Source organism: Desulfosarcina ovata subsp. ovata (assembly GCF_009689005.1).
GTDB lineage: Bacteria > Desulfobacterota > Desulfobacteria > Desulfobacterales > Desulfosarcinaceae > Desulfosarcina > Desulfosarcina ovata.
Map to the genome: position 1 here is coordinate 297,567 of NZ_AP021879.1, position 25,543 is coordinate 323,109.

Sequence of the window (25,543 nt, forward strand, 5' to 3'; positions counted from 1 at the left end):
GGGTGGCTAAAACGCCCCCAACTGGCATTTTGTGATTTTGATGCCCATGGCTTCACAGGCCGACGAAATCTCTAGCTTGGACATATTCATCTCTTTGGCCACCGTCCAGGCCGCGGCGCAGGAAATTCGTTCGTTATCCACGGCTTTTTCAATGGCGTGTTTGAGCGGTTCGGCGACGGTCGAGGTCGCTTTTATGGCTTTCTCTTTATTATCGCCGTAACCAAAAAGTCCCAGCTGGCATTTATGAATACGCTTTTCCAGCAAATCAATGGTCATGCCCACGGTCTGCGGGGTGCAACCATGTTTCTCGGCAATCGCGTGGGCGGCTGAGCAGGTGATCTTTCCATCTTTCTCTTTGGCGGCAATCGCTTCGGCAATGGTCGGATCAATTTCTCCGCCAGGATGTTTGGCGGCGTAATGGCCGGCATCTTCATGTGTCATAAAAACCTCGCATCAATTCAGTAATCGTCTGTTGTTGGTAAAAGCGGGTAAAAACGCCCGGCGAAACAGCGGCTGGTGGCTGAGAAAATTACTTTAGCGCTTGTTTTTCTTTCCGGCAAGTACCCATTTGAGACTCCATGCCAGGACAACCGGTCCGATGCCCCAGAGGGAAAATGCAGCCAGACCATTTTGCCAGGGTTTGAAGCAAACGGCCCAGGCCGCCGGCCAGAGCAAAGACAAAACAATCGCGAAACGCATGGGGCGGGATAGCGTCGGGCCGCTGCGCCTGACAATCGTTTGTTGCGGCGGATGCCTGGGAGAGAGCATCCGGGGAATCATAAAAATCCCCAGAACAATGAGCAAAATAATCAGAATTTCCTGTATCCCTGAAAACATGAGTATCCTTTGGTCTGCTGCCGCACACGGTTTGCGAAAGAAATTTTTAGCATAAGCCATGGGGTTAGGCAAATGGACAATGCCCTATCGATTCGATATAAAAGTGGAAATGCATGGCATTACCGATTATCGTGGAAGGGGAGGCTGACAGAAAGCAATCACATGGATATTAATCAACTGCACCTGTCCCCAAATACCAGAGACCTGACCCGGACCACCGATCCGACGCTTTCGCTGCGTGAGGGAGACCGTTTTTCGGCGGCCGTGCTGGAGGTGGGCGACAATGGTCGCGATGCGATGATCGCTTTCGGTCGTTTTCAGGCCTATGCACGCCTGCCCATTCCCGTGGTTACCGGACAGGAGATTAACCTGCAGGTGATCTCAGCCGGACAAGGCCTGCGCCTGGTCATGGCCCCCCCCGATGGCGGAACCAAAAGCACCCCGGCGGCAGGCACGCTGACCGTTGATTCGTTTGAGGTGCTTTCCGAAAAGTCGTCCATTTCCAACGGGTTGCGTGCGCTGACCCCCGGCAGCACCCTTCAGGGCCGGATCACCGGTTTTGCGAAAGACGGCCAGTTGCTGGTGGATTTTGGCGAATTCAAGGCCTTTGCCAAAGTTGACATCCCCGTTCGGCAAGGGCAGACCCTGACGCTCAGTGTCAATCCCAGTGATCAGGGCCTCTCCCTGAGCGTGGCTGGTCCGCAGACTGCTCCGGGGATGCCTGTGGCAGATGCCACCGCGCCGCTTCCGTCCCCAACGCCCGGCACGACGGTTGCTGCCGGACTGCCGGCCGCCCCCGGTGCCACGGAAATGAACGCACTGCGCGAGGCGATCGGCGCCATGCTGCGCGACGTTCCACAAGCGGCAAGGAGTGACGTTGTATCGGTACCGGTCCAGTCCGCGCTGGAGAATCTGCAACAGATCTTACGCCCGGTATCTCCTGGCGACGGTTTGTCAACCCTTATGGGAAGGGTGAAGAGTTTTGTCGAAAACTCTGGAATTTATTTTGAAAAACGACTTGAATCCATTATTCGGGAATTGCAGCCGGAGCGACCATCCTCTCCGTCATCCGGACCGCCGCCCGACCATCCGGCCATCCGTACCCTGATGGTGACCGATCTGAAGCCCAACCTGCTGGTGCTGAAGCAGTTTCTGGATTCTCAGGCGGAAACTTCGAAAGGGGCGGATCGTGCCATGCTGGAGACCATGAAAAGTGTGGTTGACCGGGCTCTCGCCAACATTGAGCAGCAACACCAGACTGCCACGGAAAAGCCGGTTTCCACGGATGTTTTTCAGTCCTTTTCCCATCTGCTTTTTCTGACCGATCCGAATAAAAATGCACGGCTGAAGGTTTACTATGCCAGGAAGGGGCGTGATGATGACCAGAAAGCGCCGCGGGTCTCCCTGCTGCTCGATATGGATCGTATGGGAACCGTGCGCAGCGACTTATGGATGGTGGGCAAGGATCTGAATATCACTTTTTTTGTCAAGGATGCGGATATAAAGACCGCCATCGAATCCACCCATCAGCAGATCAAAGCGATGTTAAGCGACACATTTAACACCGTGGCGGTCAGTGTGGTGGTCAGTGAAAAGAAAATTGCCCAATTTGACGGGGAGGACCTGATGCCGGTGACACGCAGCCAGGTGGATGTGACCATATGAACGACCGACGGTTAAAAAAAGCCGCGGCCCTGCATTACGATCAGGCCCAGAATATGGCCCCACGGGTCGTGGCCAAAGGAAAAGGGGTCATCGCCGAGAAAATCGTCGAACTTGCCCGCCGCAACGATGTGCCCCTTTACGAGGATCCGAACCTGGTCAACGTTCTGGAGGCTCTGGAACTGGAGTCCCACATCCCGGCCGAACTTTACCGCGCCGTTGCCGAAGTGCTGGTATTTATCTACCGGCTCAACGGCAAGCTGTAGAATATCGTTTCCGGTCCGTCAGCCGAAGAGACTCATCTGTCCGGTTTTCGGGGTATGGCCGGTTTCGGTCAGCGCCGAAGGCGGCGGATCCGTGGACGAGACCTGTGGCATCGCATATGCCATCTGAAAGTGTTTTTTCTTCATCTCCTTGACCGTAACGGGCCGGAGAAACATCAGTTCGGTTTCCTGCCGGGTGATCACCGGAAAGCCATAGGTTTGATTGGTGTATTTAATGGCCTTGCCAGAGGCCTGCCGATCCTCGACAAACTGGCGGTGGGCCTCCAGGCGCTCGTTGATGCGCTGCTGACCCAGTGGGGCCGCTGCAAGGCCACCTTCGGCGATAAGCGGTTGAAAGGCCTTGTCTATTTCATATCCCACGCTGTTGCGGCCGGTCACCATGGCTGCCGTCAGTGTGGTGCCCGTGCCCAGAAACGGATCCAGAACGGTATCGTTGATCACGGAGAACATGCTGATCAGGCGATAGGCCAGTTCAAAGGGGTAGGCACCGCTGCGTGCCCGGAGCTGTTTGTCACCGGTCTTCTGACGGGTTCCCTTAAGATCCATCCACACATCGGAAAACCAGTTGTTGCGTTCCTCCCAGAAAAAGGCGCTCTGGCGCCGATTGGTTTTTTCCTCGGCGGTTTTGAAAATCCGTTTGCCGCCCTTGCGGAAAATCAGAATATATTCGTGTTCGAGGGTCACGTAGGCGCCCGGCGGCATCATGCCCGAGCCCATGAATTTGTTGGGCGCGTTGGTCTGTTTTCTCCACAGGATATTGGGCAGATTGATGAACCCAAGGGAGAGCATATGGGTAAGAATGCGGCTATGATTGGAATAGAGGGCAAATTCATCATCGAGCGTGCGGGTGGCATCACCGATATTGATGCACGCGATTCCGCCAGGAACCAGTACCCGCCAGAGTTCGTTCCAAACACGGTCCAGCTGGCAATGCATCAGCTCAAACGCCTGGGCACCATGCGGGCGTCGCATGGCCTTGTCAATCGCGGATTCCTGGCGAAACAGGTTATCCCACATTTCAATCATGGGGTAGGGCGGTGACGTCACCACCAGATGAACGCTCTCGGAATCCAGGGCGCGCATCTGTCCGGCGTCGCTGAAGTGGATACGGTGGTCGGTAATCATGGTTTCGGGCTCCTTGGATGGGGGTGCTCGTACGATTGGCGTGAGCCTCTCTTTTCACAAAAAGCGACTTTTTTCAATGCCGAGACCATGTTATTAATAATAAAGCAGATTGAGGTAAGCCTGATGCGGCAGCAGTCATTTGACAACCCGTCAAACAGTGAGTGCGAACCGGATGAGCGACAGAAAATGGATCTCCTTTGTGCTGGTGGCAACCGGCGTTTTCATGACCACCCTGGATAGTAGTATCGTCAATATCGCGCTGCCCGTGATCATGGAGCGCCTCAAGGCACCCTTTGAAACCGTTCAATGGATCGTTGTCATCTACCTGCTCACGATCTCCTCGAGCCTGCTTGCCTTTGGCCGTCTGTCCGACATTCGCGGCCGACGTTGGGTCTATTGCTATGGATTTATCGGCTTTACCCTGGGATCGCTTTTCTGCGCCCTTGCCACACAGGCCTGGCATCTGATTTTTTCGCGGGCGTTTCAGGGGGTCGGTGCGGCCATGATCATGGCCTGTTCCCCTGCCTTGGTGGTGGATACGTTTCCATACAAAGAACGTGGAAAGGCCCTGGGATTGGTGGGCACGGTCGTGGCCACGGGCCTGACCGCCGGCCCGGCCCTTGGCGGGCTGATCCTGGCCCATTTTTCATGGCGGATGATTTTTTTCCTGAACATTCCCATCGGGATTGCCGCCGTGGTGGCGGCCCAAAAGATTCTCAGCGGGACAACTGCCGACCGGGCTTCACGAGAACCCTTCGATTGGTGGGGCGCCATTTGGCTGGCCGTCACGCTGTTTAGCCTGATGACATTCATGCTGCATGTCGGTAAATGGCCGGCCTCCTCCTTGCGGATGCTGGCGCTGGCTGTGTTGGCAATGGCCGGATTGATTCTGCTGGTATGGGTTGAACGGCAATGCCCTTATCCCATCCTGGATGGGAGCATTTTAAAGAATCGTTTTTTCATTGTCTCGGTCGGCTGCGCAATGATTCTCTTTGCCGGCCTGTTCAGCATCATTTTTCTGATGCCGTTCTATCTGATGCGGCCGGCCGGACTCAGTGCCCAGGCTGCCGGCTACCTGATGATGATTCCATTTGTCTTTCTTTTCTTTTTCAGCCCCCTGTCCGGGTGGTTGTCCGATCGTATCGGCTCAAAACTGCTCTGCTTTGCCGGGATGGGCGGCCTGACGACCGCGTTGATCGCATTTGGCGATTTAACCCCTTCTGCCGGCCGGCTTGCCGAAATGTGGCGACTGGGCCTTGCCGGCGTCAGTGTGGCGATTTTCCTGCCCGCCTACAACGCTTCGGCCATGGGCTCCGTGGTTCCACAGAAAAGGGGGATTGCTTCAGGAATTATCGCTGCGGCGCGAAATTTCGGCATGGTTATTGGCGTGGCACTTTCGGGTCTCATTTTCAGTCATTCGTTCAGTCAACTCAGTGGCGGATTGAATGCCAATTCGTATCAACCGCTGTTAAAGCCGGTTTTCCTGCGGGCTTTTCATCTGTCCATGTTGGCCGGCGCCGGACTGGTCGCAGCCGGTTGGCTGCTGACCCTCTTCAGAGGAACACCCCCCACCGATTCGTAACTCACCAAAAACTGAAGAATTCTGCATTGTCTCCGGAACAATTTCCATCAGCGGGTGCAGATTTGGCTTAAGATGTAACCGAAACGGTCATTCCGTCTCTTTATGCGTGGTGGAAACACCAGATCCCTTCATAAAACCCTCGCAGTATCCCTTCTCCTCGGACCTCTGTAGTGGTTACCACTACAGGGGCCTACCTTTTGTTTCGCTTGTCAGTCAGGGGGAATGAATTTAGAGAAGTTCCTTCAATATTTTGCGCATCACCGCCTTGCTGAGTTCATCCTCATCGTGAAATATCATGTCGAAGGCATCTTCCATCTCAGCCACCGAAGCACCCGTCTGTTTCGGGGATGGGTTTGTCTCTCTGCGGGATATGTCTGCCAGAATTTCTTTTACCATCTGGTCGACGTACTCCGTTTTTGCCTGCATGACGATCCTCCCATGTCCATGTTTGCGAAACGCCGGCTGCCTGAGAGCCAGTTTGATAAATCCGTCTAAGGCCCGCTAACGGCGTTGGGAAGTGCCTCAAAATGCTCACATATTACCTATATGCTCCGCTTTTGAGCCACTTTCCGCCTTGTTATCGAGCCTGATCCAGACTTCTCAAACAGGCTCTGAGGGAAACCGGGCCACACCATGTGGCCCGGTTTATCAAGGAAGAAGGCAGCATTGGCAGGCTGGTTCAGCAACCTGTCAATACGATGCAGCATAGCCTGTGGAGCTTGCGTCAAGCTGACCGGAAAATTACCAAACGGTAATTTGGGGATGGGTTGATTTTATTCCAGCGGGGCGATCAGGGATCGGACATCGGTGATTTTGAAATCGATATTTCCTCAATACTACCCGACACTTCAACCTGTTTTTCTCTCTTTTGTAAACCGGATGTTGCGGTTGCTCCCGGGCCTGCTGGACAATCGCGCAAGGACGCGTATATTGACAAGGTAGTGGCTATCCGGAAACAGGCAAAAGGGTTATTCGAGGATGGCCACCGGTACAAATTCTTTATGTGAGGCAGGTAATATGATCAATGTATTGAAACGTTTTTTCAGTGGTACCGCCGGTGGTGGCGGTTCTGTTCATCCAGACAGTGAACAGGACGTGATCGTGGCCGTATGCGCCCTGTTCCTGGAAATGGGACGGATTGACGGGACGTTTAGCGAAGCGGAAACCAACCAGGTGGTTTCCATTTTAACCCAGAAATACGGCCTTGCCAGCCAGGATGTCGATGACCTGATCAAAGAGGCGGACCGGGCGCTCGAAGAGAGTGTCGACCTGTGGCAGTTCGCCCGGGTGATCAACGAGAATTTCAGCAATGAAAGAAAAGAGAAACTGATCGAACGCCTGTGGCAGGTGGTCTACGTCGATGGGCGGATGGACCAGCACGAGCGCTACCTGATGAACAAGCTGTCCCATCTGCTGCGCCTTTCCCACCAGCAGTTGATCGACGCCAAGATGAAAGTGCTGCACGGCGGGTAATTCCCGCTTGAATTGCCGGGAGAGAGCCATTTGCGCACCAGAGAGAAATGGCTGCGCGTCGCCCTAATCGATTGGTGAAAGCGCTTCCAGCAGCGCTGAAAAACGGATGCGCTCCTGTTCCAGACGAAGGTTCGTGCCCAGGCAGTTGTTAATCAGGTCCTCGTAGAGGGCCGCCTCTTCACTGGTGAGATGCGTCAGACGACCGGTATGCCGCTTGACCGCCGATTCATTGCCCCACAGGGGGCGATGATCAAGGAGGGTCCGGCGATCCATGAGGATCGATTGCACCTGGGGCAGATGCCGGCGGATTTGTGACAGGATGGCAAACCCATGGGTGTCGATATCTCCCCAGTAGAAGATTTTCCGGTTCGCCAGCCACGGGATTTCCGGCAGCATATCGACCCCGTACCCCAAACCGAAGATCACCAGTGCCCCGGCCACCGGCGGGAAGGCAAGCCCGTTGATTTTGTTTTCAGTGATAAACACGTTGCGGGCCCCCATGTCGTTGCGGGCCAGATCGGCCAGGGGAACGGTGAGATCCGCAAAACCGGCGCTCACCAGAGCGGGGTCCAAGAGGCGCAGGCGCACCAGCGGCGGGTCGTAATAAAGTCCGAATTTACGCTCAAATCCATGTTTGCTCATACCGCTGATGGTGGCGTCCAGGCCCTGCGGCGGCAGGATGCGGGGCAGCAGATCCATCAGCAGGGCTTTGTGGGCTTCGATGAATTTGGTGTCGACTCCAGGAATGTCCAGTTGCCGGATGTAGCGGGTCGGACGGGGGTGATCCCGGAACCACCGGCAGACGGTGAGAATTTGGGGCCAGGCGGCGGCGTGTCCCAGGGCCTTGAGCGGCGCGTCGGCCAGATAGGCCAGCAGCCCGGGCAAAACGGATTGCGTCTGGTCGACCAGCTCCAGAAACGTGTTGCACTCGGCCTGTTTCTCAACGTAGGCCAGCCAGCCATCCGATGTCTCGAAAAGGATCTGGCGGGGAATCTGCTGCTCGCCGAGACTGCGGTGGCGGATGGTTTGCCAGACGATGGTGTAGCCGCCATGACCCGACGCGGCGCTGTGACCGACCAGGGTCTGAATCCAGGCGCGCACCTGATCGAATTTTTCCAGAATTTCCCGGCCGGCGGGTGTGCGAAAGCGGACCTCAAGGGGAAAGAGTGAGGCGCCGGTGATGCAGCCGGCCAGAAACGCACCGCTGTTCCAGGGAACCAATGCCTTTTTGCGCAGCTGAGCCTGGGTGATCACGTTCCGACTCGTTGAAAGGCGGCTTTCTCTTCCCGGTACTCCTCGATGGTCAAATTGCGGATCATGGAGTTGCAGCCGCCTTCGTTGTGGATGAAATGGACCGACCTGACGTAGTCTTCGATGATGTGGGTCTTCTGCATGGGGGTGACAATGAGAAGCTGCAGGTTGAGGCGGCCGAACAGCTCCAGGGCGTAACGGGTGGAATCGTCCGATCCGCGGCCGAAGGCCTCGTCGATCATCACGAAACGAAATGCGCGTGAACGCTTCTCCCCCCATTTCAGGCCGAACTGATAAGCCAGGGCCGCTGCCAGGATCGTGTAGGCCAGTTTTTCCTTCTGGCCGCCGGATTTGCCACTGGTGTCGGAGAAAAACTCCTTTTCCGCATCGTCTTCGCGCCAGCGTTCGGCTACCGAAAAGACCAGCCAGTTGCGAACGTCAGTCACCTTGCGGGTCCAGCGATGGTCCAGATCGGTGCGCCCGTCCCGGCCCCGGAAGCGGTCGATGATGGCCTTGACCTGCAGGAATTTGTTCTCGTTGTAGTCCTCGTCGGCATTGCCGGTGAGGGTGCCGCCCAGGCAGGCCTTCAGGTCCTGTCGGAACTGGCGTACATCGGTGTTGCGACTCTGGTCGGCCATCAGGGTGATGTACGAGCCGTCGTTGTAGTCGATGGCCGACAGGGAGCCGTTGATGACATCGATTTTGTCCCGGATGTCGGCCAGTTCGCTCTCCAGTTTGGACTGGAACAGGGCCATGTTCTGGATGGTGCCTTCGTTGAGCATGGTCTTGAACCGTTGTTCGTGGCGCGGCAGGTCCTCCTGGACCAGTGTTTCCAGCATATGGGCGTACTCGCCGGCCGCGGCCACTGCGGCATCGGTTTCGCGGGTTTGCAAAGGATACGCATTTTTGTAGGCCTGCATGAGCCGAACAATGGTTTGTGAGCGGCGTTCCTGTTTTTTGTTCAGGGCGTCGATGCGTGTCTGGAGCCAGTCGCGCATGTCGGTCTGGCGGGCGTCGCAGTTCCTTGCGGTGATTTTGACATCCGGCAGGGCCTCGGCCTGCAGCTGACGCAACGCCGGGAAAAGCTCCCTGCGGCGCGCCTCCGGAACGGCATCAAGTCTCGTCCGGGCCTCCCTGCGGTCATCCCGTCCGGTTTTGAGCCGGTCCTGAATCCGGCTGAGGTCGGCGATGACCTTCTCTTTTTTCTCTTCCCAACCGGCCATGGCGGTCTGGTTTTCGGACAGCTGGGCGTGGAGCGTCCTGAGTATGTCGGCGCTTTCTTGCAGGGCGGCTTTCTCCTGGCTCAAACGGTTGATTTCCATGGCCAGAATCTGCCAGTTGATCTCACCGAAACGGTCGATGCGAAGCAGGCTGCGCAACTGGTCCTCTTCCCGTCGCAGCTGTTGGCGGATCGTTTCGCTCTTCTGTAGGGCATCGATGGCGGCGTCCCATTGGTCCTGAAGGCGTTTCAGATCCCGGTCCAGCGAAGCGATTTTTTCAAGGTTCTGCCAGCCCAGAATAAAGCGGCTGCGGTCGTGGATGGCAAAGCGGTCGTCCTTTTCGTGGCGCTTGCCGGCGCTTTTGATCTGCCCCTGGCGGGTCACGGCAAAAGGAAGACGCTGAAAGTCGGTCAGATCGTCGCAGCAGATAGCGTTGAAGCGGCGGAAGAGTTCCGCTTCCAGCCAATCGTAGAAAGGGGTGTCGGGCTTGATTTCCAGCTTGCGGCACAGGGCCCGGGGATCGACGCTTTGCTCAGACGGCACCTGACGGATCACGGTCTTGTAATAGACGATGCGGCCGGCCAGATGGTGGCTGTTGACATGGTCGGCAACCGGGCCGTACCATTTTTCGGGGACCAAAAGGCTCAACCCGAAATTGCGCAGAAGTCGTTCGGCCGCCCCTTCCCAGGCTTTTTCCGTCTCGCGTATCCGCAGCAGTTCCCCGCAAAAGGGGATCGTCGCTTCGGGGACCCCCAGTGCCTCGCACAGGCGCTTGCGGATGGTGATGTTTTTCAGCGGAATATTGCTCTTGCGCTTTTTCAGCGATGCCAGTTCGGCTTCCAAATCGGAGATGCCGGCGCCCAGTTCCTTCAGGCGCACCTTGGTTTCCACCTGCCGGTTTTCCGTTTCCGCCACCCGGGCGTCCACATCGGCCAGTCGTTTTTGGGCCGCCGTGCGGTTGGCCAGAAAGCGTTCGTCATTGTTGGGTCGGGGCAGGGACAGTTCCCGGCAGATGGCCAGATAGGCTTCGGCGCGCTGCTGGATGCGCGTGCGGTCGATGGTCAGCCGCTCGATGGTGGCGGACAGTTCGGCCAGCCGGTTGCCCCCATTTTCAAAGATCGCCTGGCGAAGCTGATGTTCGTGCTGCTTCAGGGCCTCCAGCTGCTGTCTGACCCGCTCAAGCTGGGCGGTGCGTTTGTGCTGTTCGGTTTCGTAGATGGCGATGCGCTCATCCAGAAGGCGAACTTTCTTGGCCGCAAAAAAAGCGTGCAGTACCTCCCGGTATTCGGTGTGGACGGCAATCTCCGCGGTGATTTTGGCGTGGGCATCGCATTCGGCCACCAGGGGCTCCAGTTGGGCCACCTGATCCCGGGCACGCAACACGGCGGCATGCGCCTGGTTGAGGTCTTCGAACTGGTGACAGAGGGCCTCGATGCGTTCTTTTACCGGCGGTGCCTCGAGCATGTGGCGGCGCACGAAATCGGTGAGGTTGCCCACCGATTTCATGGAAACGGTCTGAAAAAAAAGATGCAGGGCCTGGCTGCTTTCGATGCCCATGCGCCGCATAAAAGCGGCGCTGTACTTGGTGAAGGCGTCGAAAACCCGAACCTTTTTCCTTTTTTTAAGGCCTTTTTTCAGCTCGCGGATATCTTCGCCAAACCCGCTGAAATCATCCTTGATCCTGAGAACCTCGTCGGCGACCACATAGAATCGCTCTGGCGGACGGCCCTTGTCGGGCAGCCAGAGCACCATTGCCAGGGTCACGGCCTGGCGGTAGCCGGCATTAGCGAAGACCGCCAAAAGAACGCTGAAGCTGTTCTGGTCGCGCAGGGCCACGGCGCTGGCCTCCAGGGTTTGGGCGTTCTTTTCACTTTTGTAAAATCCCATGACGTAGGAACGAAGATCCCGCTCGCGGGTTTCCGCACCGGCCGCCTTGTTGTAAATGACTTGCTGGGGCGGCACCAAAAGGGTGGTGAGCCCGTCCACCAGGGTCGATTTGCCGGAGCCGATGTCTCCGGTCAGAAGGCTGTTGCTGCCGCCGGTGGGCAGGGTCCAGACATACCGATGAAACGTACCCCAGTTGAGCACATCGAACGTCTGGAGCCGGAATCCGGCATGGGCGTTGGATTCGGAAACGTCAATCAGCTGCTGCATGGGACAGATAGGCCTCGAGCTTCTCATCCAGTTGGATCAGCCAGGTGGCATCCACCAGTGATTTTAAAATGCGGCGCACTTCAAAGGTTCCGGTGTCCTTTTTGAAGCGCCGTAAAAAGCCGAGTTCGGCAACCTTGTTGATATAGGTGTCGATTCGGTCCACAATCCTCGCCTCGTTGGGCTGGTCTTTTAAAAAAACGCGCATCATGTCGGCCATCTGGTCACGGGTCAGCACCACACGCGGTTCTTCGCCGCCCACATCCGCCTCGACCAGTTTCTTGCGCAGCAGGACGCACAGCAGACTCACCGGGTAGCTCAGCGGGCGGCGCTGCATCAGGCGGGGCAGTGTTTCCCCATCCGCATCGGAATCGCCCTGGTGAAGGTAAGCGTAACCGTCGGTCTCGTCCAGGACCAGCGTAAGGCCGATCACCTGAACGTAATCCCTGACCTGGCTTTGTAAAAGCATCAGGTCCTGCCAGGTGGTCTCCTGCTCGTCGCGGTAGACCACGCCCTTCATCAGCCGGATGACCACCGGCCCCAAATTGGGCAGGGGGGGTGTCGATGTATCGGCGGCCCGGTTATCGTCCAACGTGTTCATTCTGCTGCGCGTGTCCTTTTTGCGTCTGCCGGTCAGCGTACAAAGATCACTTCCGGCATGATGGCCTTTAACGTGCGGCCGTTTTGATCCCGATAGAAAATGGGTACGCTGACATCCGAATTCACCATGGCGTTATCATCCTTGCAGGCCAGGTGCAAGTAGGCCAGTATCTCTGACATGCCTTTTTCCACCGGGTATTGCTCGCAGATGCGGGCAAGAGTCGTCTGGGAGTGGCCCTTGAGCATGCTGCGGATTCGCTGGCGCAGTATTTTTTCATCCACCACCTGCTGGCGGTAGAGGATGTCCGTTTCCATATGGCCCGAGCCCATCTCCACCCGATCGTCCACCGTGATTCGTGCCGACGGCTGGAAAAGGCCCCTGGCCATGGGCAGGCCGATGTCCGGCTTGACGTGCGTCAGGTGAGCAAAATCGCTTTCTGGCGGGACGGTTTCGCGAACCTGAACCGCTTTTTTTTCGATTTTGCGAATGATCTCCATGATGCGGCGGTTTTCCAGCCAAGCCTGGTCGTCCAGGTATTTGCGCAACTGCTCCACCAACTGGGCACAGGTCTGATTGACCCGTTCCCCGGCATCGATGAGTTGAAAACGGATGCGACCGAGACGATCACCCTCGTCCAGGTCCTCGATTTCAGGCAATGCCAGCACCTGGGTGAGCAGGGTTTCCAGTTCCTCCTGGCTGACCGGTGACATGATGTACTGCCAGAAGGCTCGAAAGCTCTTGCCCTGGTCCGATCCGTTGATGGCGTCCTGCTCACCGAAGATGTCGTCCAGAAGCTGGCCCTTGGACGCATCGCTGACGGCGATTTTCTCGCGGGTCTGACGATCCAGATGACGGAAATTCTCCTCGATCTGGCGAAAATCGAAAAGCAGTCGGTGGGCGGTTTCCCGGGCCTCCAGGAAACGTTCCCGGATGCGGGTGCGGTCCGACGGGGCAAAATGGCCGGCTTTGAGATCGGCCAGTTCGGTCTCGATACGGCTTTTTTCAGCCTCGAGACGCCGGATTTCGGCCTCGGGATCAACCATCGCTTCCTTGACCATCTCCCGCAGCAGGCGGAAAATGGTCAACAGGCGCGACTCGGTACCCACGAACTGTGTCGGTGCAAAGGTCGACAGCCAGGCAATCACCTTTTCACTGGCCGGGGTCAGGTCATAGACTTCCTCTTCGCCCCGGGCCGGGTAGAACTTGCGCAGGTAGCCGGCCTCGCCGCTGGACCACTCGTCCAGGTAGGCTTTGGCCGAACGCGGATAGGCACTTTCGCCCAGTACGCGACGCAGGTGGAAGAGGGTGTCCTCCAGCCGAGCGGTCATCTCCTCGGACGGGACGGTGCGACGGTTCTCCCGGGTGAAGACCCGGTGGAAAAAACTGATGATCAACGGTGCGGAATCGGCGTTCAGCAGGCGCCAGGCAGGGTGTTTCTTCAGACCGACGATGTATTCGTATTCCATTTTGCTTGGCTTCGTCCTCCCCTTCTCCTTCATTGTTGAGACAGGAACAATATGGCCCACAATTCATGGAAAAGAAACCATCTTGCATTTTTTGCAGCGATTCTTTACCCTGTTCCGAGCTTACGCCCACAATTCAAAAAATCCAATTGACCCATCTTTTTCGATTGCCGCCAGTGATGGACCGTCGCCAGCGGCATAACCAACAAATGGCAGGAGACGATGATGAGTAAAAAGACGATTTGCGGAATGGATTTTGAACAGTTCGTATTCGATATGGAGGATTTCCACGGTGCCCGGGCTCCGGGAATCATCGTGGGCGCGCTGATGCTGGATACGGTCATCGCGATGGTTCCGGAATCGCCGGAACTGGTGGTGGCCGTGGAAACCTATACCTGCCTGCCGGATGCGGTCCAGGTACTGACCTCATGCACCACCGGCAACGGGCGGATGAAGGTTTACGATTGGGGGAAATTTGCCCTGACCGCTTACAACCGGGAGAAGATGAGCGGTGTGCGCACATGGGTCGTTGCCGATGCGGTGCCCAAATGGCCGCTGATCAACGACTGGTTCAATCCCGCCCAGCGAACGGGGGAGGCACCGGAATTTGAAGACCTGGTGGAGGAATTTTTTGCTGCACGCGAGGATTTGATCGGGGTGCAGCGTGTCCGCATCGTGTCGCCGAACAATGTTTTTGAAAAGAAAAAAACCGGTATCTGCGAGAAATGCGGGGAATCGTACAACCTCAAGTGCGGGGATGTTTGCAGTGCCTGCCAGGGGTTGACCTATTACCGAGAAGAGAGTGACGCATAATTGACGAGCCGACCCTTGAACGGCGATTCGCGTTTCGCATATATGGTATGGCCATCCACGGGGCCATTTGGTTCAATGGCCCCGTGGACGCGTATGTCAACTATGTAAAAAAATCAAATACCGGCTGGATCGTAATAGTCGCCTAACCTTTGCCCGCATGCTGCCAAGCCTCGTCCATACGGGCTTCCACATACTGGATCAAGTGATCGTCCCAACTGTCGATGTCAAAACACATGGCGTCTTCACCGAGCAGGCCCTCCGGAACGAAATCGCCTGCTTCTTCCGGATCCGAAATCATCTCACCGTAAAAACAGACCGAGAGCCATCGAGGCGCATCCTCAATCACGTCAACCATGACAAAGAGGGATTTCTCCTTTTGGTCGGCATGCGTCGCGCGAAGGGAATAGGTCACGCCCGGCCGCGGAATAAAATCGAGCAGGACGCCTTCCTTTTGTTCAAGATTCGATTTCAAGCGTAAAAACGCAGCTTTGTTTTTTTCTTCCGTGTCCTGCCACTCTTCAATAAAAGCGGAAAGTTCCTGGAGTCCGTTATTTGCCATGAATTCATCCTTAATAAAGGGTTACAGATCCAGACCGCATTTGTTCAACGTCACCATGCCGCCCTGAACGCTGACCGGGTCATCCAAGCCCATTTCTTTCAGATTCAGCTGGGCTTCGTAGGAACGCACACCGGTGTTGCAGACCAGAATCAACTTTTTTCCCGGCGGAATCTCTTTGAACCGCTGGCGCAGTTCATCCTGCGGAATATTGATCCAACGCTCCGGATATTTCTGGGCAAACGGTTCCCCATCCTGCCGTGCCCGGCAGTCGAGAACCAGACACTGGCCGTCGCCGTTGGAGGACCATTTTTCCGCAAACCCATCGACATCGATGGGGCGGTAGCGGCCATCGAGCAGGTTTTCCGCCGTGTTGCCCAGGGCATTGAGAATGTCCATGGCGGAAGAGAAAGGAGGCGAATACGCCAGTTCCACATTGCTGAGACGGTCAACCGTGGGACGATCTTCAAGGAACGCCGCCACGGTATTGATCCGGCCCACGACCGCGTCGCCTTGCTCACCAAAGCCCTGGATCCCCAGGATGCGGCGGGTCTCTTTCTCCACGACCAGTTCCAGATACATCATCCCCTTGTCCGGATAGAAATGGGCCCGGTCGAGTTGAGCGACCTGGACACTGATCGCATCGAAGCCGGCCTTCAGCGCACTGCTGAGACTCAGTCCGGCCCCGGCCAATGCCGCCTCAAACGTTTTTACGACAAACGAGCCGACCGCGCCCTTGAATTTGGCGTTGCCGCCGGCGAGATTGGTTCCGATGACCCGGCCCTGGCGATTGGCCATGGAACCGAGTGGAAAATAGGCAGGTTGGCCGGTGACCAGATTGGGAATTTGTGCACAGTCACCGCCGGCGTAAATCAGCGGATCCGTCGTGCGCAGGTGTTCGTCCACCAGGATGGCACCGGTTTTACCGATCTCAAGGCCTGCATCACGAGCCAGATCCGAATTGGGGACGGCGCCAACCGACATAATCACCAGATCCGCTTCCAGACGCCGTTTGTTGGTGACCACGGCTGTTACCGTATCCGTGCCTTCGATGGCCTTGACCTCTTCATCGACATAAAAATGAACGCCATGCTCCTCCATTTGTCCTTGGGCCATGCGAGCGAACATGGAGCTGACGAATCCGGGCATAATCTGGTCGCAATATTCGACCACTGTCGTTTCCACTTCCCACATGTCGGCAAGGGCTTCGGCCATTTCCAGGCCGATGAACCCGCCACCGATAATCACCGCCCGTTCGACCTGCCCCTTGGTGACCACTTCCTTGATCGCCTCGGCATCCCTCAGGTTTGCCGCGGTATAGACCATCGGAAGGTCGACGCCGGGGATGGGAAGACGGCGGGGGCTGCTGCCGGTTCCCAGAACCAACTGGTCATAGGCCAGCGTGTCGGTCGAGCCATCTTTGCGGCGGATGTGCAGCAGTTTGTTTTCGCGGTCGATTTTTTCCGCCCGGGTTTCGGTCATTATGTCGATATCTTTGCAATTTTTAAAAAATACCTCATCGCGCAGCATGTGAAAGCTGGTTTTGCGCAGATCGTGGACGTCGCTGACATCGCCGGAAACATAAAAGGGGATTCCGCAACCCCCATAGGAGATGTACATGTCCTGATCGATGATCGTAACATGGGATTCCGGCTCCAGCCGTTTGAAACGGCAAGCCGCTTTGGACCCGAGGGCCACTCCGCCAACAATGAGAATGTTTTGGGCCATTTTAAACCTTTCCTCTAACCGGTTATCGGTGAACGGCATGGGTGCAAATGGTTTTTTTTGTCTGCGTCATGCACCCAGGCCGCCGTCTGACTTGCGAGTATTGGCTCTTAACGAGATATCTCCCATAAGGAATAACAATTTATCGTTTTTTTTTGTTTTGTCAAGACCCATCTCAAAGGAAATCCCGCCGGAATCCCCAGTACCGGATTTGCACGCCGAAATACAAAATCCGATTGAAGGTATGATCGTTTTTCTGACTATGAATCCGCTTTGATGAATGCACGGCCAACTTTTGCTTGACCCTCCCGACTTTCCTTGTATAAGAAGCCTCTGTCTTTGAATCAGCGGCCACACCTCTTCGTGTCCATTTACAGCGCACCGCCGTGCGGCGAGTTTGCTGACATCCATTCGATACCATGGTAATCATTTAGCTCAGGCGATTTCCCCAGCGCCGAACGGATTTTGAAAGGGGGGCGATGATGGCCCAGAAAAAGAGAGCACCATACAGTAATCTTGTCGATTTCAATAACGACGTGACCGGGCAGCGCTGGCCTGAATATGTTGACCAGGATGCCGCGGATGTCGCCAAGGATCATTTTATCACCCGCGGAGACAGGGTCTATGCCGGCAAGCATCTGATTCTGGATTTCTGGGGCGCCCGCTCGCTGGACAATCCGGTGCTGATGGAAAATGTGCTGCGCCGCTGTGTTCAGGCCGCCGGTGCCACGCTCCTGCACATTCACCTGCACCGATTTTCACCCAGTGGTGGTCTTTCCGGTGTTGCCGTGCTGGCCGAATCGCATATCAGTGTCCATACTTGGCCGGAAAATGATTTTGCCGCATTTGACATCTTCATGTGCGGAGATGCTCATCCCGAAAAGGCCGTTGACGAACTCAAGGCGGTATTTGCCCCCGAACGAGTATCGATTGTGGAACAGCTGAGAGGCGTGTCCGGTGAAAGCTGAATACCGGGAAGAAATCTGTGACGGTTGCGATCAGCGGTTTTCCATTGATGACCCCCTGTATGAAATCAAGACGGACCATCAGCATCTGATTATTTTCAGGAATCGTTATTTTGGCAGGGTGCTGGCGCTAGATGGCGTGATCCAGACCACTGAGGCCGATGAGTTCATTTATCACGAAATGATGGCCCATGTGCCGCTGCTGGCCCATGGACGTGTGCACCGGGTACTGATCATTGGCGGCGGTGACGGCGGTTTGCTCCGGGAGGTGCTGCGCCATCGGGATATCCGGCGGGTGGTACAGGTGGAGATCGATGCGTCAGTGATCGATCTGTGCCGCCGCTATCTGCCTAATCATTCCCAGGGAGCCTTTGACGATCCCCGGGCAACGGTGGTCATTGACGACGGAATGCATTTCCTGGAGCATACCGATGAGCGATTCGACGTGATTCTCACCGACAGCACCGACCCTGAAGGGCCGGCCGAGGTGCTGTTCAGCCGGCGTTACTATGCCGCCTGCCAGCGCTGTCTGGCGCCCGGCGGAATCCTGGTCACCCAGAACGGCGTCGCCTTTCTGCAACTCGACGAGGTGCGTGTCTCAGCCGGCCACTTCAACCACCTGTTCCGGGACTGGCACTTTTTTGGCGCATCGGTGCCCACTTACGTGGGCGGCATCATGACTTTTGGCTGGGCCAGCGACGACCCACGGCCACGACAGACCGACCGGAAGACCCTGCAGGAGCGGTTCACCCACAGTGGTATTGTCACGCGCTACTACACCCCCCAGTTGCATGGCGCTGCATTTGCCCTTCCCCAATACATCCTCGATGCCATCGGGAAAACATCCGCATAGGAAACGCCTTCTACCCTGCATGCGTCAAATAAAGCGCTTCAACCTTTCTAAATACACCACTCCAGGAAAAGGCGGCCATACGATCGGCAATGGGGCTGAGATCGATCTGGGGGTGCTTTCGGGCGGCCCATAATTGCCGTTGCAGGGCGCTGCCGAGATTTTGGGTGAATTGTTTCTGGTCCGCTGCAACGGGCTTGTCCACCTCCTGCAGACGCGGGGTAGGGACAAGGTCGATAAAGTCAGTTTTCCTTTCACCCAGGATTTCAGTCACCCCGGGAAGGGCGGTTGCGACCACCCGACAGCCGCTGGCCAGCGCCTCGAGCACCACCAGGGGCAGGCCTTCAAACCAGCAATTGTAATTATGCGGTTCAGGTTTGTACCAGCATGGCAATTCGATCAGTTCTTCGAAAAATTTAGTTCAGGTTATGATCAAAAAGTGAAACAAAACTGTACGCAATTAGCCAGCCGATGAATTTTTTCATTTTTGGCTCTCTGTATCAGAAATTTTGATCAAACCTATCCATTGGTTAATAAAGGAACTCGTACGGTTTGATGTGAAAATCTGCCAAGGATTTTAACTGGTGTCTACGTATTCGATCTCCAGGCCTCGCATCATAAAAGTTAACATCGCCTCCCAACTGGGAAAATACATATATCGCGTCAAAGCGCGCACATCGTCAAAAAAGGTTTTGCGCGTTGGTAACTCAGCACGAACCAAGCTGTACTTCTCATCCATCAGTTCAAGAACGGTATGGAACAGAAAGGCTAACAAGTTGAAGGTCAGCAATAATGATGAAAGGTGCTTGTTCCCGTGACCGAAGTTGTGTTCAATATTATAGCCTCTGTTTTTCAAAACATTATTATTTTCGTTCTCGACTTTCCAGCGTGCTCGGCCATCTTTGACAATTTGCTTGACGTTGCTCTTTGAAACTTCAAAATTGGTTGCAAATGCGTTTTTGTACACGATTTTTCCATCGGGCAGGGTTGTTGTCAGTTCGCACCAATTAACATCAATGGCGTTTTCACTATCACGTAGCGGCAGTTTGTTGGCAAAGCGATACGTATCGATTTCATGGGTTTTGCCGGTCCAGCGCTTCTCCACCACGGTTTCGATGGTCTGCATGGCGTCCAATTCATCCAGCCACTGGTAAAGGGTTTTATGAGAATCGGGTTTACAGACCAAAATGAAATCAAGTTCTTGATCTAATAGTTTTTTGCAAATCGGTTGTTTACAGTATAGATCATCGCCCAATACAGTGATGCCAAAAGGTTGATACTCCGCCGCATATTGATCGATCCAGCGTTTTGCTGCCGCGTTTTCGCAATCTTGTTTATCATGGCCATCCTGGGGGGTAATAAATTCCGGTTGCAAAGCAATCACCTTATTGTTTTCCGGTGCCACAATCACCGGGGTCACGACTGAATGCGAATAGGTTACGGTTCCATTTTTATGGTGCTTGCGACTACAATTATCACAATGAATTGTATTTGAAGCAAAATACTGCGTTCCGTCAAAGGCAACCAATAAATTGTTGTCGTATGAGCGAAACCCGTCCAGATGACCGGATTTTTCCAATCCGTCGAAAAGATATTTGAACACGGGCGTGACATAAGAGGGATGGACCTCGTCCATTAAACTTTTGATGTGGTTGGTACAGGGAATTTGAGTGAGGCCGAAAAGTGATTGCGCATTGTTTTTGCCTTTTGTTTGCTGCATAGCGGATTGAAAGGCTAAAAAGGATGGGCTTTGGGTAAAAAAAACAGAAAAAGCTCCCAGGGCTGCGTCTTCTATGCTGTAGCTGGTATTAGTGCCGATGCGCCGGTCAGGAAATGCAGAAATAGTTTGGCGAAAAAATTGGATCACTTTGTCAAATGTGAATTCTGCATGTTTCCTTTCAAGTAGGATGCGGTTTTCTTCTTGTTCTGGCAATCGCATGGCCCTGGCTCGCTTTTGGTAAAAGTGGATGAGTATTCACCCTCTTATATCCATTACAAGCTTCTGTGTCCAGAACATTTTGAAATAATAAAGAAAATAAATGCATCGAACTTTGATTGAAAAAAACTTCTGTTTGGGTAGCAAAGAGAGCCATTTCAAAATTACAATTGCTGCCTTCAAACAGGGAAGGCAGCACAAAAAGATGGGCCTGTCCCATAATTTCGGCCAATTGCTGCTGTGGGACGGCTCCATGGACCGTCAACCGATCACCCAATTGGCGGGCCAACGCCAGACAGTGTTCCTTTTCTTCACCGCTGCCACCGCCCACAAGATGCAGATGCCAGTCAGGCGTGTCGATGCTGGACAGGGCCTGCAGCAACCAGGGGACCCCCTTGGCGTGGCTCAGTTTCCCGGCGTAAACCAGCTGGACCGGTTCAGGCAGGGGTTTGACCGTTTGGGTAAAGCGTTCCGCATTGTAGCCGGCACCGACCACGTGAACACTTTCCGGTACCATATCGTAAAGCTTGACAATCGTCTGCTTTTGCGCATGGCTCAGGGCCATGACGGCATCGATGCCTTGACAGCCGGATATCACGTGGGACCGCAGATCGGCGCAATTTTGAAACTGCCGCAGGTCGGACCCATGGCAAGTGGTCAGAAGGGGAATGTGCGGAAAGAGCTGCCGGGTCAGGGCGGTGACCAGCCAAAGGTGGTGGCTGTGAATCAGGTCGGGTTGAAAGATGTCGACGACTTCCCGCAGGTGACGGGTAAACGCGGCTTTATACGCGTTAATCGCATCCGCGGAGAGATCGCAGAACCGTGTGCTCGTGTATGGCATTACATCGCTCATGCCGGCGATGGCAAAGGGGAGATCCCCTTCACCGAAGGTGACCATCCGGCAGTGGTCATTGTCGATGCAGGGTAACTGCGGCGGCCAGTCGGATTGGACACCGGCCACCAAAAAATTGCGATGGCCCTTTCTTTCGGCTTCCCGCAGCATGGCCTGGATGTAAATACCGCTGCCAGTGGAGTCGGGCCGCTGGCTGAGCACATGCAAGATACGGATGGATAACGGTTTTTTACAGTACGGCAGATTTTTAGGCATCGCCAACCATCAATTGATGACTATATTATTTCTCAGGCAACCGGGTGGGGGTTGGACAATGAGAAACAGAGGGAAATCAAAGGAACATGTCACAGCAGGATTACTATCAGATTTTGGGTGTGGACCGCAATGCGGATGCAAAAAAAATAAAAGACACTTACCGGGAACTGGCTTTCAAATATCATCCCGACCGTAACGAGAAAGATCCTTCCAGTGCCGAAATGATGAAAAAGATCAATGAGGCCTATGCCGTCTTGTCCAACGCGGAAAAGCGGCGGGAGTACGACGCCATGCGTCATCGTTTCGGTGAGAATGCATACGGCCAGTTCCGCAACGCTTACAGCGAGCAGGATATTTTCAAAGGGTCCGATGTTCACCAGATTTTCGAAGAGATGGCCCGGTCGTTCGGACTTCGGGGGGTGGATTCCATCTTCAGTGATTTTTACGGGCCGGGATACCAGCGTTTTGATGTGAAAGGTCATGGCCTGCATGGCAGGGGGTTCATCTATCGCGGCGGGTTTGGCAAGCGTCGCGGCAAATCCATGGCCGGTGGTGGGCCACCGCAACTGGGCCGTTTTGTCAATTACCTGTTCCAAAAAATGACCGGTGCCCGTTTGCCCCAGCCGGGAGAGAATATTTACGATACCATTCATCTGGCACCGGAGTTTGCCAATAGCGGCGGGCCGTTTCCCTATTACCATCGTCAGCGATCAAAAAAGCTGGTGGTTACCATACCGGCCGGTACCCGTGACGGCCAACAGATCCGGCTCTCGCAGATGGGCGCCAGCGGAAAACATGGTGGTTCCGATGGCGATCTCTATCTTAAAGTGAAATATAAAAAGCCGTTACTGGAAAAGGCCAAGGATTTTATTGTTTCAACCTTTGGCAAGTGATAAATTGTAAATAAGATCACTGCTCCCCAAAGGGATAATCAGTCACGAACCTTGAAAGGAGGCTTTTTGCCCGGGAATTGAAGTGTCAGCGATCGTTTTTTTCCTCCCCACCGGTCCAACAGGCGACAGGGGATTGTATTGACAAGTGGTGAGCGGGCCGGACAACCGCAAAAGGAGGGCAATTTATGCAAATTTTGGTCACCTTTAAGAATGTTGATTCCTCAGACTACCTGAAATCCTACCTTGAAGAAAAACTCCAACGCCTTGAAAAAATCATGATCGCTCCAGGAATGGCCGATGTGGTGTTCCAGGAGGAAAAACTGCGCAAGATCGTCGATGTCAACTTGAGTGGCAAGGGCGTTGAGGTTCACGCCAGAGAAGAGAGCGGAGCGTGGAACGAAGCGATCGATCTGGTCGTGGATAAAGCCAAAAAGCAACTGATTAAAAGCAAAGAAAAAATCCAGGCGCATCGTGCGGATGTGCAACCACCTGGAATCGTATGATTTTACAGATAGCCCAGTACATCGGCGTTCGCACGAGAAAGACTAACCCGCATCACCTCTTCATTTGAATGGATCATCCTCGCCGTCCACAGTGAACCACGGCGAAAATAAAGATTATGAACGCAGATGAAGTTGAGTCATGTCGTGAATTGAACGCGCTTTACACCATGACGCCTTTCACCTGACTGCAGGTGGAAGGCTTCTTTATTTGAGCAGCAACTATTTTCTGAGCAGATGCTGCAACTCGGGGCGTTCGAGGTTGACCGCATCCACCTGTTTCTGACCGTTCTCGTCGGATTTTTCCGTAAGCCGGCCGGTTTTCAGCCACTGGCGGACGCCTTTTTCAGTCAGATAGGTCATCCGGGCAAAGGTTTCGACAGTATAGCTTTCGATGCTTTTTTTCGGTTCGGCCGGAGATGGCTGGGAGGATACATTTTTTGGGATCTTATTTTCGGTTACGGGGTTGTCTGGAAGCTCACTTTCAAAAATTGCCCATTTGCCGCTTCTTTTTTCCCCGTGGAGTCTGCCCTGACGCAGCATCTGGGTAATGGTGGAAACAGCCATACCCGTTATTTTAGAAAATTCGGCGGTCGTCAATGTCTTAGCAGTGTCGGTCATACCATCAAACTCCTTTAAAAACCCGATTCGTCGATCCATTTTCGGGTCATGTGGTGTTGGGTTCCGTTTGTAATCGGTCAGGCCATGCTCTGGGTGATCTGGTTGACAGCTTCGAGGGTTGCCTGTTGATAACCGGCCAGATCGTTTTCATCCAGGGCGAGGACGTCGAGGGCTTGCGGATCCAGCGTGTACAAGGCCGAATCGGCACTGTTGTCGATATCGTTTTGCCGGGCGATGTGGTCGGCCGTGTGGACGATAAAGGCCAGTTGGTTGCCGTCTGAGGCGCTGGGGTTGTGATGATAACGCATGGCACTCACATGGTTTTCGGGAAGTTTCCATTTGGTGCAAAGATCGGAAGCCAGTTCGGTGTGATCGAAGCCGAGGACCAGCTTTTCAACTTCAAGAAAACTAACCCCTTTTGCTAAAGCCTTTTCCACCTGGTCATTACGTTCCAGAATATATCGGTCCAGTGCCAGTTTGCCGGCATCATGAATCAGGCCCACGGAAAAAGCGTCATTTTCCATGGCCGGTGCACGGTCCTTGGCAATCAGTCGCGAGCATAGGGCCACGGCCAGGGAATGCTGCCACAAGGCACCGGCCCCCATGCGGTATCCTTTCAGATGGCTGCCCAGTAAGCTGGTGGCCGAAACCATGGTGATCAGCTGCTCAAGTGTCTTATGCCCGAGAACGACAGAGGCCTGGTGAATGGAAGAGACCATCCCGGAAAGCCCGTAATAGGCCGAGTTGGCGACCTGAAGCACTTTTGCGGCAATGGCCTGATCCGTTTCGATCACTTCGGCAATGTCCTTAAACCCGGATTTGGGGTTACCCATAACTTCGCGGGCTTTGTAAATTATTTTCGGCATGGGCGGCAAGTCCTTGAGACTGTTTAGTATTTTGCGTCTCAAATCGGTGCCGTCCAGCTCTCCGGACGATTTTTCAGATATCGGCGTGATCACCACTTTGCCCGAGGACGCGTCCGCCGCTTCCTTAACCGGTTCCGTTTTTTTTCTGAGGTCGATGGTCATTTTGGATTTGCAGCCGGGGCAGGGGAATGACACTCTTTTTCCTGCTGGAAGGCGGTTGTCGGGGAGATCCAACGATTTTCCGCAATTTTCGCATTCAACTATCATGGGCACACCTTTCTCAGATGCTTCAAGGCTCCTGTCGTCCAGAATGATCAGTCTACCGAGACGGTATTATATCTGTTTTTGAAAAAATTGACCAGATTCAAATAATCTTGCATTTCAAGGCCCGAGGTGAAAATAGCTCGCCCTATTCATCGTCCCGGTCCAGGAAAACTTAAATTCAATCCAGACGGGTTTCAAGCAACCCGCGGTTGTGCTATGAGAAGAGAAAAAAGACAGCCACTTCAAAATTGGGATAACAGAAGCATGCATGTCAGCCTGATGGTCGCCATTACCGTGGATGGAAAGATTGCAAAGGCCAAAGATCACTATCCCGACTGGACCGGTAAAGCCGATAAACGGTTGTATGTCGAGATTACCAAGAAGGCCGGGGTGATGATAATGGGCTCCACCACCTTCGATATCATCGGGCGGGTGCTGCCGGGTCGTAAAACCGTTGTGATGACCCGCAATACCAACCGCCGGTCAGATCGGGAAGACCTGGTCTTCACTCAGGATCCGCCCGAACAGATTCTGGGTGATCTGGCCTCACAGGGTTATGAGGAGGCCGTGGTGGTGGGCGGAGCCAAAATTAATCAGCTTTTTGCCGAAAAAGGGTTGATCGATGAACTGATTCTGACGGTTTCACCCTACGCCTTTGGCAGCGGCCTTTCCATTTTTTCCGATGCCGTGAACCTTAAACTAGCGCTGAAGAAGTTCTGGCAACTGGACGACAATACCCTTTGCCTGCGGTACCGGGTCCTCCGGTAAATCGAATCCCATCCGCCTGGTCATCCCCG

Annotated in this window: 25 protein-coding genes; 10 read left to right on the plus strand and 15 right to left on the minus strand. The window is 54.6% G+C overall.

Features of this window, described 5'->3' with window-relative positions:
• Positions 1–6: 6 nt before the first annotated feature.
• Both GN112_RS01410 and GN112_RS01415 read right to left on the minus strand, forming a co-directional pair.
• Entirely contained in the window at positions 7–441 is a 435-nt protein-coding gene (locus tag GN112_RS01410) for a hypothetical protein (protein ID WP_155308585.1), read from the minus strand.
• Between the two features lie 93 nt (positions 442–534).
• The gene (locus tag GN112_RS01415) at positions 535–837 is read right to left on the minus strand and encodes a hypothetical protein (RefSeq protein WP_155308586.1); all 303 of its coding nucleotides are present in this window, start codon (positions 835–837) and stop codon (positions 535–537) included.
• A gap of 162 nt (positions 838–999) precedes the next feature.
• Here GN112_RS01415 and GN112_RS01420 point away from each other — a divergent pair, with 162 nt between their 5' ends.
• Together GN112_RS01420 and GN112_RS01425 are read left to right on the plus strand one after the other, a co-directional pair.
• The gene (locus GN112_RS01420) at positions 1,000–2,502 is read left to right on the plus strand and encodes a hypothetical protein (RefSeq protein ID WP_155308587.1); all 1,503 of its coding nucleotides are present in this window, start codon (positions 1,000–1,002) and stop codon (positions 2,500–2,502) included.
• A complete protein-coding gene (locus GN112_RS01425; RefSeq protein ID WP_155308588.1) occupies positions 2,499–2,765 on the plus strand; it encodes an EscU/YscU/HrcU family type III secretion system export apparatus switch protein in 267 nt (88 codons plus the stop codon). The genes GN112_RS01420 and GN112_RS01425 overlap by 4 nt, the downstream gene beginning before the upstream one ends.
• An 18-nt stretch (positions 2,766–2,783) precedes the next feature.
• Here GN112_RS01425 and GN112_RS01430 read toward each other — a convergent pair whose 3' ends face one another.
• Positions 2,784–3,908, minus strand: a complete 1,125-nt coding sequence (locus GN112_RS01430) for a DNA-methyltransferase (RefSeq protein ID WP_155308589.1) — start codon at positions 3,906–3,908, stop codon at positions 2,784–2,786.
• A gap of 172 nt (positions 3,909–4,080) precedes the next feature.
• Between GN112_RS01430 and GN112_RS01435 the strand changes: the two genes are divergently transcribed.
• Positions 4,081–5,490, plus strand: coding sequence for an MFS transporter (locus tag GN112_RS01435; RefSeq protein ID WP_155308590.1), 1,410 nt, complete (start codon positions 4,081–4,083; stop codon positions 5,488–5,490).
• A 228-nt stretch (positions 5,491–5,718) separates the two neighbouring features.
• Here GN112_RS01435 and GN112_RS01440 read toward each other — a convergent pair whose 3' ends face one another.
• A complete protein-coding gene (locus GN112_RS01440) occupies positions 5,719–5,916 on the minus strand; it encodes a hypothetical protein (protein ID WP_155308591.1) in 198 nt (65 codons plus the stop codon).
• Positions 5,917–6,507: 591 nt separating this feature from the next.
• Here GN112_RS01440 and GN112_RS01445 point away from each other — a divergent pair.
• Positions 6,508–6,963: a tellurite resistance TerB family protein gene (locus GN112_RS01445; RefSeq protein ID WP_162458725.1), complete on the plus strand. Its 456-nt coding sequence runs from the start codon at positions 6,508–6,510 to the stop codon at positions 6,961–6,963.
• Positions 6,964–7,026: 63 nt separating this feature from the next.
• On the opposite strand, the gene GN112_RS01450 is transcribed toward GN112_RS01445, so the two are convergent.
• The 4 genes from GN112_RS01450 to GN112_RS01465 are packed head-to-tail and all read right to left on the minus strand — an operon-like array spanning position 7,027 to position 13,652.
• Positions 7,027–8,217, minus strand: coding sequence for a Wadjet anti-phage system protein JetD domain-containing protein (locus GN112_RS01450; protein ID WP_162458726.1), 1,191 nt, complete (start codon positions 8,215–8,217; stop codon positions 7,027–7,029).
• Positions 8,214–11,588 (minus strand): ATP-binding protein, encoded by a 3,375-nt coding sequence (locus GN112_RS01455; protein WP_155308594.1) that lies wholly within the window; start codon positions 11,586–11,588, stop codon positions 8,214–8,216. The genes GN112_RS01450 and GN112_RS01455 overlap by 4 nt, the downstream gene beginning before the upstream one ends.
• On the minus strand, positions 11,572–12,186 hold the full coding sequence (locus tag GN112_RS01460) for a DUF4194 domain-containing protein (RefSeq protein ID WP_155308595.1): 615 nt from the start codon (positions 12,184–12,186) through the stop codon (positions 11,572–11,574). Before GN112_RS01460 ends, GN112_RS01455 begins: the two co-directional genes overlap by 17 nt.
• A 32-nt stretch (positions 12,187–12,218) precedes the next feature.
• Complete coding sequence (locus tag GN112_RS01465; RefSeq protein WP_162458727.1) at positions 12,219–13,652, minus strand: DUF3375 domain-containing protein; 1,434 nt, start codon at positions 13,650–13,652, stop codon at positions 12,219–12,221.
• A gap of 222 nt (positions 13,653–13,874) precedes the next feature.
• Between GN112_RS01465 and GN112_RS01470 the strand changes: the two genes are divergently transcribed.
• Complete coding sequence (locus GN112_RS01470) at positions 13,875–14,462, plus strand: FmdE family protein (protein ID WP_162458728.1); 588 nt, start codon at positions 13,875–13,877, stop codon at positions 14,460–14,462.
• Between the two features lie 142 nt (positions 14,463–14,604).
• Here the strand turns inward: GN112_RS01470 and GN112_RS01475 are convergent, their stop codons facing one another.
• Together GN112_RS01475 and GN112_RS01480 are read right to left on the minus strand one after the other, a co-directional pair.
• Complete coding sequence (locus GN112_RS01475) at positions 14,605–15,021, minus strand: hypothetical protein (protein WP_155308598.1); 417 nt, start codon at positions 15,019–15,021, stop codon at positions 14,605–14,607.
• 21 nt (positions 15,022–15,042) lie between these two features.
• Positions 15,043–16,746 carry an FAD-dependent oxidoreductase gene (locus GN112_RS01480; RefSeq protein WP_155308599.1) on the minus strand — a complete coding sequence of 568 codons (1,704 nt, stop codon included), beginning with the start codon at positions 16,744–16,746 and terminating at the stop codon, positions 15,043–15,045.
• 476 nt (positions 16,747–17,222) lie between these two features.
• Between GN112_RS01480 and speD the strand changes: the two genes are divergently transcribed.
• Both speD and speE read left to right on the plus strand, forming a co-directional pair.
• On the plus strand, positions 17,223–17,711 hold the full coding sequence (gene speD, locus GN112_RS01485; RefSeq protein WP_155308600.1) for an adenosylmethionine decarboxylase: 489 nt from the start codon (positions 17,223–17,225) through the stop codon (positions 17,709–17,711).
• Entirely contained in the window at positions 17,701–18,561 is an 861-nt protein-coding gene (gene speE / locus GN112_RS01490; RefSeq protein WP_155308601.1) for a polyamine aminopropyltransferase, read from the plus strand. The genes speD and speE overlap by 11 nt, the downstream gene beginning before the upstream one ends.
• 10 nt (positions 18,562–18,571) lie before the next feature.
• On the opposite strand, the gene GN112_RS01495 is transcribed toward speE, so the two are convergent.
• From GN112_RS01495 to GN112_RS01505, 3 genes are all read right to left on the minus strand, one after another.
• Positions 18,572–18,952 carry a glycosyltransferase gene (locus GN112_RS01495; RefSeq protein ID WP_155308602.1) on the minus strand — a complete coding sequence of 127 codons (381 nt, stop codon included), beginning with the start codon at positions 18,950–18,952 and terminating at the stop codon, positions 18,572–18,574.
• Positions 18,953–19,135: 183 nt separating this feature from the next.
• Complete coding sequence (locus GN112_RS01500; protein WP_414736118.1) at positions 19,136–20,497, minus strand: ISNCY family transposase; 1,362 nt, start codon at positions 20,495–20,497, stop codon at positions 19,136–19,138.
• A complete protein-coding gene (locus tag GN112_RS01505; protein ID WP_155308603.1) occupies positions 20,457–21,602 on the minus strand; it encodes a glycosyltransferase family 4 protein in 1,146 nt (381 codons plus the stop codon). Before GN112_RS01505 ends, GN112_RS01500 begins: the two co-directional genes overlap by 41 nt.
• 86 nt (positions 21,603–21,688) lie before the next feature.
• Between GN112_RS01505 and GN112_RS01510 the strand changes: the two genes are divergently transcribed.
• Together GN112_RS01510 and hpf are read left to right on the plus strand one after the other, a co-directional pair.
• Complete coding sequence (locus tag GN112_RS01510) at positions 21,689–22,495, plus strand: DnaJ domain-containing protein (RefSeq protein ID WP_155308604.1); 807 nt, start codon at positions 21,689–21,691, stop codon at positions 22,493–22,495.
• A gap of 185 nt (positions 22,496–22,680) precedes the next feature.
• A complete protein-coding gene (gene hpf / locus GN112_RS01515) occupies positions 22,681–22,998 on the plus strand; it encodes a ribosome hibernation-promoting factor, HPF/YfiA family (protein WP_155308605.1) in 318 nt (105 codons plus the stop codon).
• Between the two features lie 219 nt (positions 22,999–23,217).
• Here hpf and GN112_RS01520 read toward each other — a convergent pair whose 3' ends face one another.
• On the minus strand, positions 23,218–23,616 hold the full coding sequence (locus GN112_RS01520) for a helix-turn-helix domain-containing protein (protein ID WP_155308606.1): 399 nt from the start codon (positions 23,614–23,616) through the stop codon (positions 23,218–23,220).
• A gap of 77 nt (positions 23,617–23,693) precedes the next feature.
• Complete coding sequence (locus tag GN112_RS01525; protein WP_162458729.1) at positions 23,694–24,677, minus strand: HDOD domain-containing protein; 984 nt, start codon at positions 24,675–24,677, stop codon at positions 23,694–23,696.
• 333 nt (positions 24,678–25,010) lie between these two features.
• On the opposite strand from GN112_RS01525, the gene GN112_RS01530 reads away from it, so the two are divergent.
• Positions 25,011–25,514, plus strand: a complete 504-nt coding sequence (locus GN112_RS01530; RefSeq protein WP_155308608.1) for a dihydrofolate reductase family protein — start codon at positions 25,011–25,013, stop codon at positions 25,512–25,514.
• Positions 25,515–25,543: the final 29 nt, after the last annotated feature.

What these genes read in the sequence shown, in the direction of transcription:
- GN112_RS01510 (WP_155308604.1), top strand. Translation starts at nt 21,689, where the DNA reads ATGTCACAGCAGGATTACTATCAGATTTTGGGTGTGGACCGCAATGCG.
- GN112_RS01520 (WP_155308606.1), bottom strand. Translation starts at nt 23,616, where the DNA reads ATGACCGACACTGCTAAGACATTGACGACCGCCGAATTTTCTAAAATA.
- GN112_RS01500 (WP_414736118.1), bottom strand. Translation starts at nt 20,497, where the DNA reads ATGCGATTGCCAGAACAAGAAGAAAACCGCATCCTACTTGAAAGGAAA.
- GN112_RS01425 (WP_155308588.1), top strand. Translation starts at nt 2,499, where the DNA reads ATGAACGACCGACGGTTAAAAAAAGCCGCGGCCCTGCATTACGATCAG.
- GN112_RS01475 (WP_155308598.1), bottom strand. Translation starts at nt 15,021, where the DNA reads ATGGCAAATAACGGACTCCAGGAACTTTCCGCTTTTATTGAAGAGTGG.
- GN112_RS01415 (WP_155308586.1), bottom strand. Translation starts at nt 837, where the DNA reads ATGTTTTCAGGGATACAGGAAATTCTGATTATTTTGCTCATTGTTCTG.
- GN112_RS01480 (WP_155308599.1), bottom strand. Translation starts at nt 16,746, where the DNA reads ATGGCCCAAAACATTCTCATTGTTGGCGGAGTGGCCCTCGGGTCCAAA.
- speD (WP_155308600.1), top strand. Translation starts at nt 17,223, where the DNA reads ATGATGGCCCAGAAAAAGAGAGCACCATACAGTAATCTTGTCGATTTC.
- GN112_RS01435 (WP_155308590.1), top strand. Translation starts at nt 4,081, where the DNA reads ATGAGCGACAGAAAATGGATCTCCTTTGTGCTGGTGGCAACCGGCGTT.
- GN112_RS01460 (WP_155308595.1), bottom strand. Translation starts at nt 12,186, where the DNA reads ATGAACACGTTGGACGATAACCGGGCCGCCGATACATCGACACCCCCC.
- GN112_RS01455 (WP_155308594.1), bottom strand. Translation starts at nt 11,588, where the DNA reads ATGCAGCAGCTGATTGACGTTTCCGAATCCAACGCCCATGCCGGATTC.
- GN112_RS01420 (WP_155308587.1), top strand. Translation starts at nt 1,000, where the DNA reads ATGGATATTAATCAACTGCACCTGTCCCCAAATACCAGAGACCTGACC.
- GN112_RS01470 (WP_162458728.1), top strand. Translation starts at nt 13,875, where the DNA reads ATGAGTAAAAAGACGATTTGCGGAATGGATTTTGAACAGTTCGTATTC.
- GN112_RS01410 (WP_155308585.1), bottom strand. Translation starts at nt 441, where the DNA reads ATGACACATGAAGATGCCGGCCATTACGCCGCCAAACATCCTGGCGGA.
- GN112_RS01445 (WP_162458725.1), top strand. Translation starts at nt 6,508, where the DNA reads ATGATCAATGTATTGAAACGTTTTTTCAGTGGTACCGCCGGTGGTGGC.
- GN112_RS01505 (WP_155308603.1), bottom strand. Translation starts at nt 21,602, where the DNA reads ATGCCTAAAAATCTGCCGTACTGTAAAAAACCGTTATCCATCCGTATC.
- GN112_RS01440 (WP_155308591.1), bottom strand. Translation starts at nt 5,916, where the DNA reads ATGCAGGCAAAAACGGAGTACGTCGACCAGATGGTAAAAGAAATTCTG.
- GN112_RS01430 (WP_155308589.1), bottom strand. Translation starts at nt 3,908, where the DNA reads ATGATTACCGACCACCGTATCCACTTCAGCGACGCCGGACAGATGCGC.
- GN112_RS01530 (WP_155308608.1), top strand. Translation starts at nt 25,011, where the DNA reads ATGCATGTCAGCCTGATGGTCGCCATTACCGTGGATGGAAAGATTGCA.
- hpf (WP_155308605.1), top strand. Translation starts at nt 22,681, where the DNA reads ATGCAAATTTTGGTCACCTTTAAGAATGTTGATTCCTCAGACTACCTG.
- GN112_RS01465 (WP_162458727.1), bottom strand. Translation starts at nt 13,652, where the DNA reads ATGGAATACGAATACATCGTCGGTCTGAAGAAACACCCTGCCTGGCGC.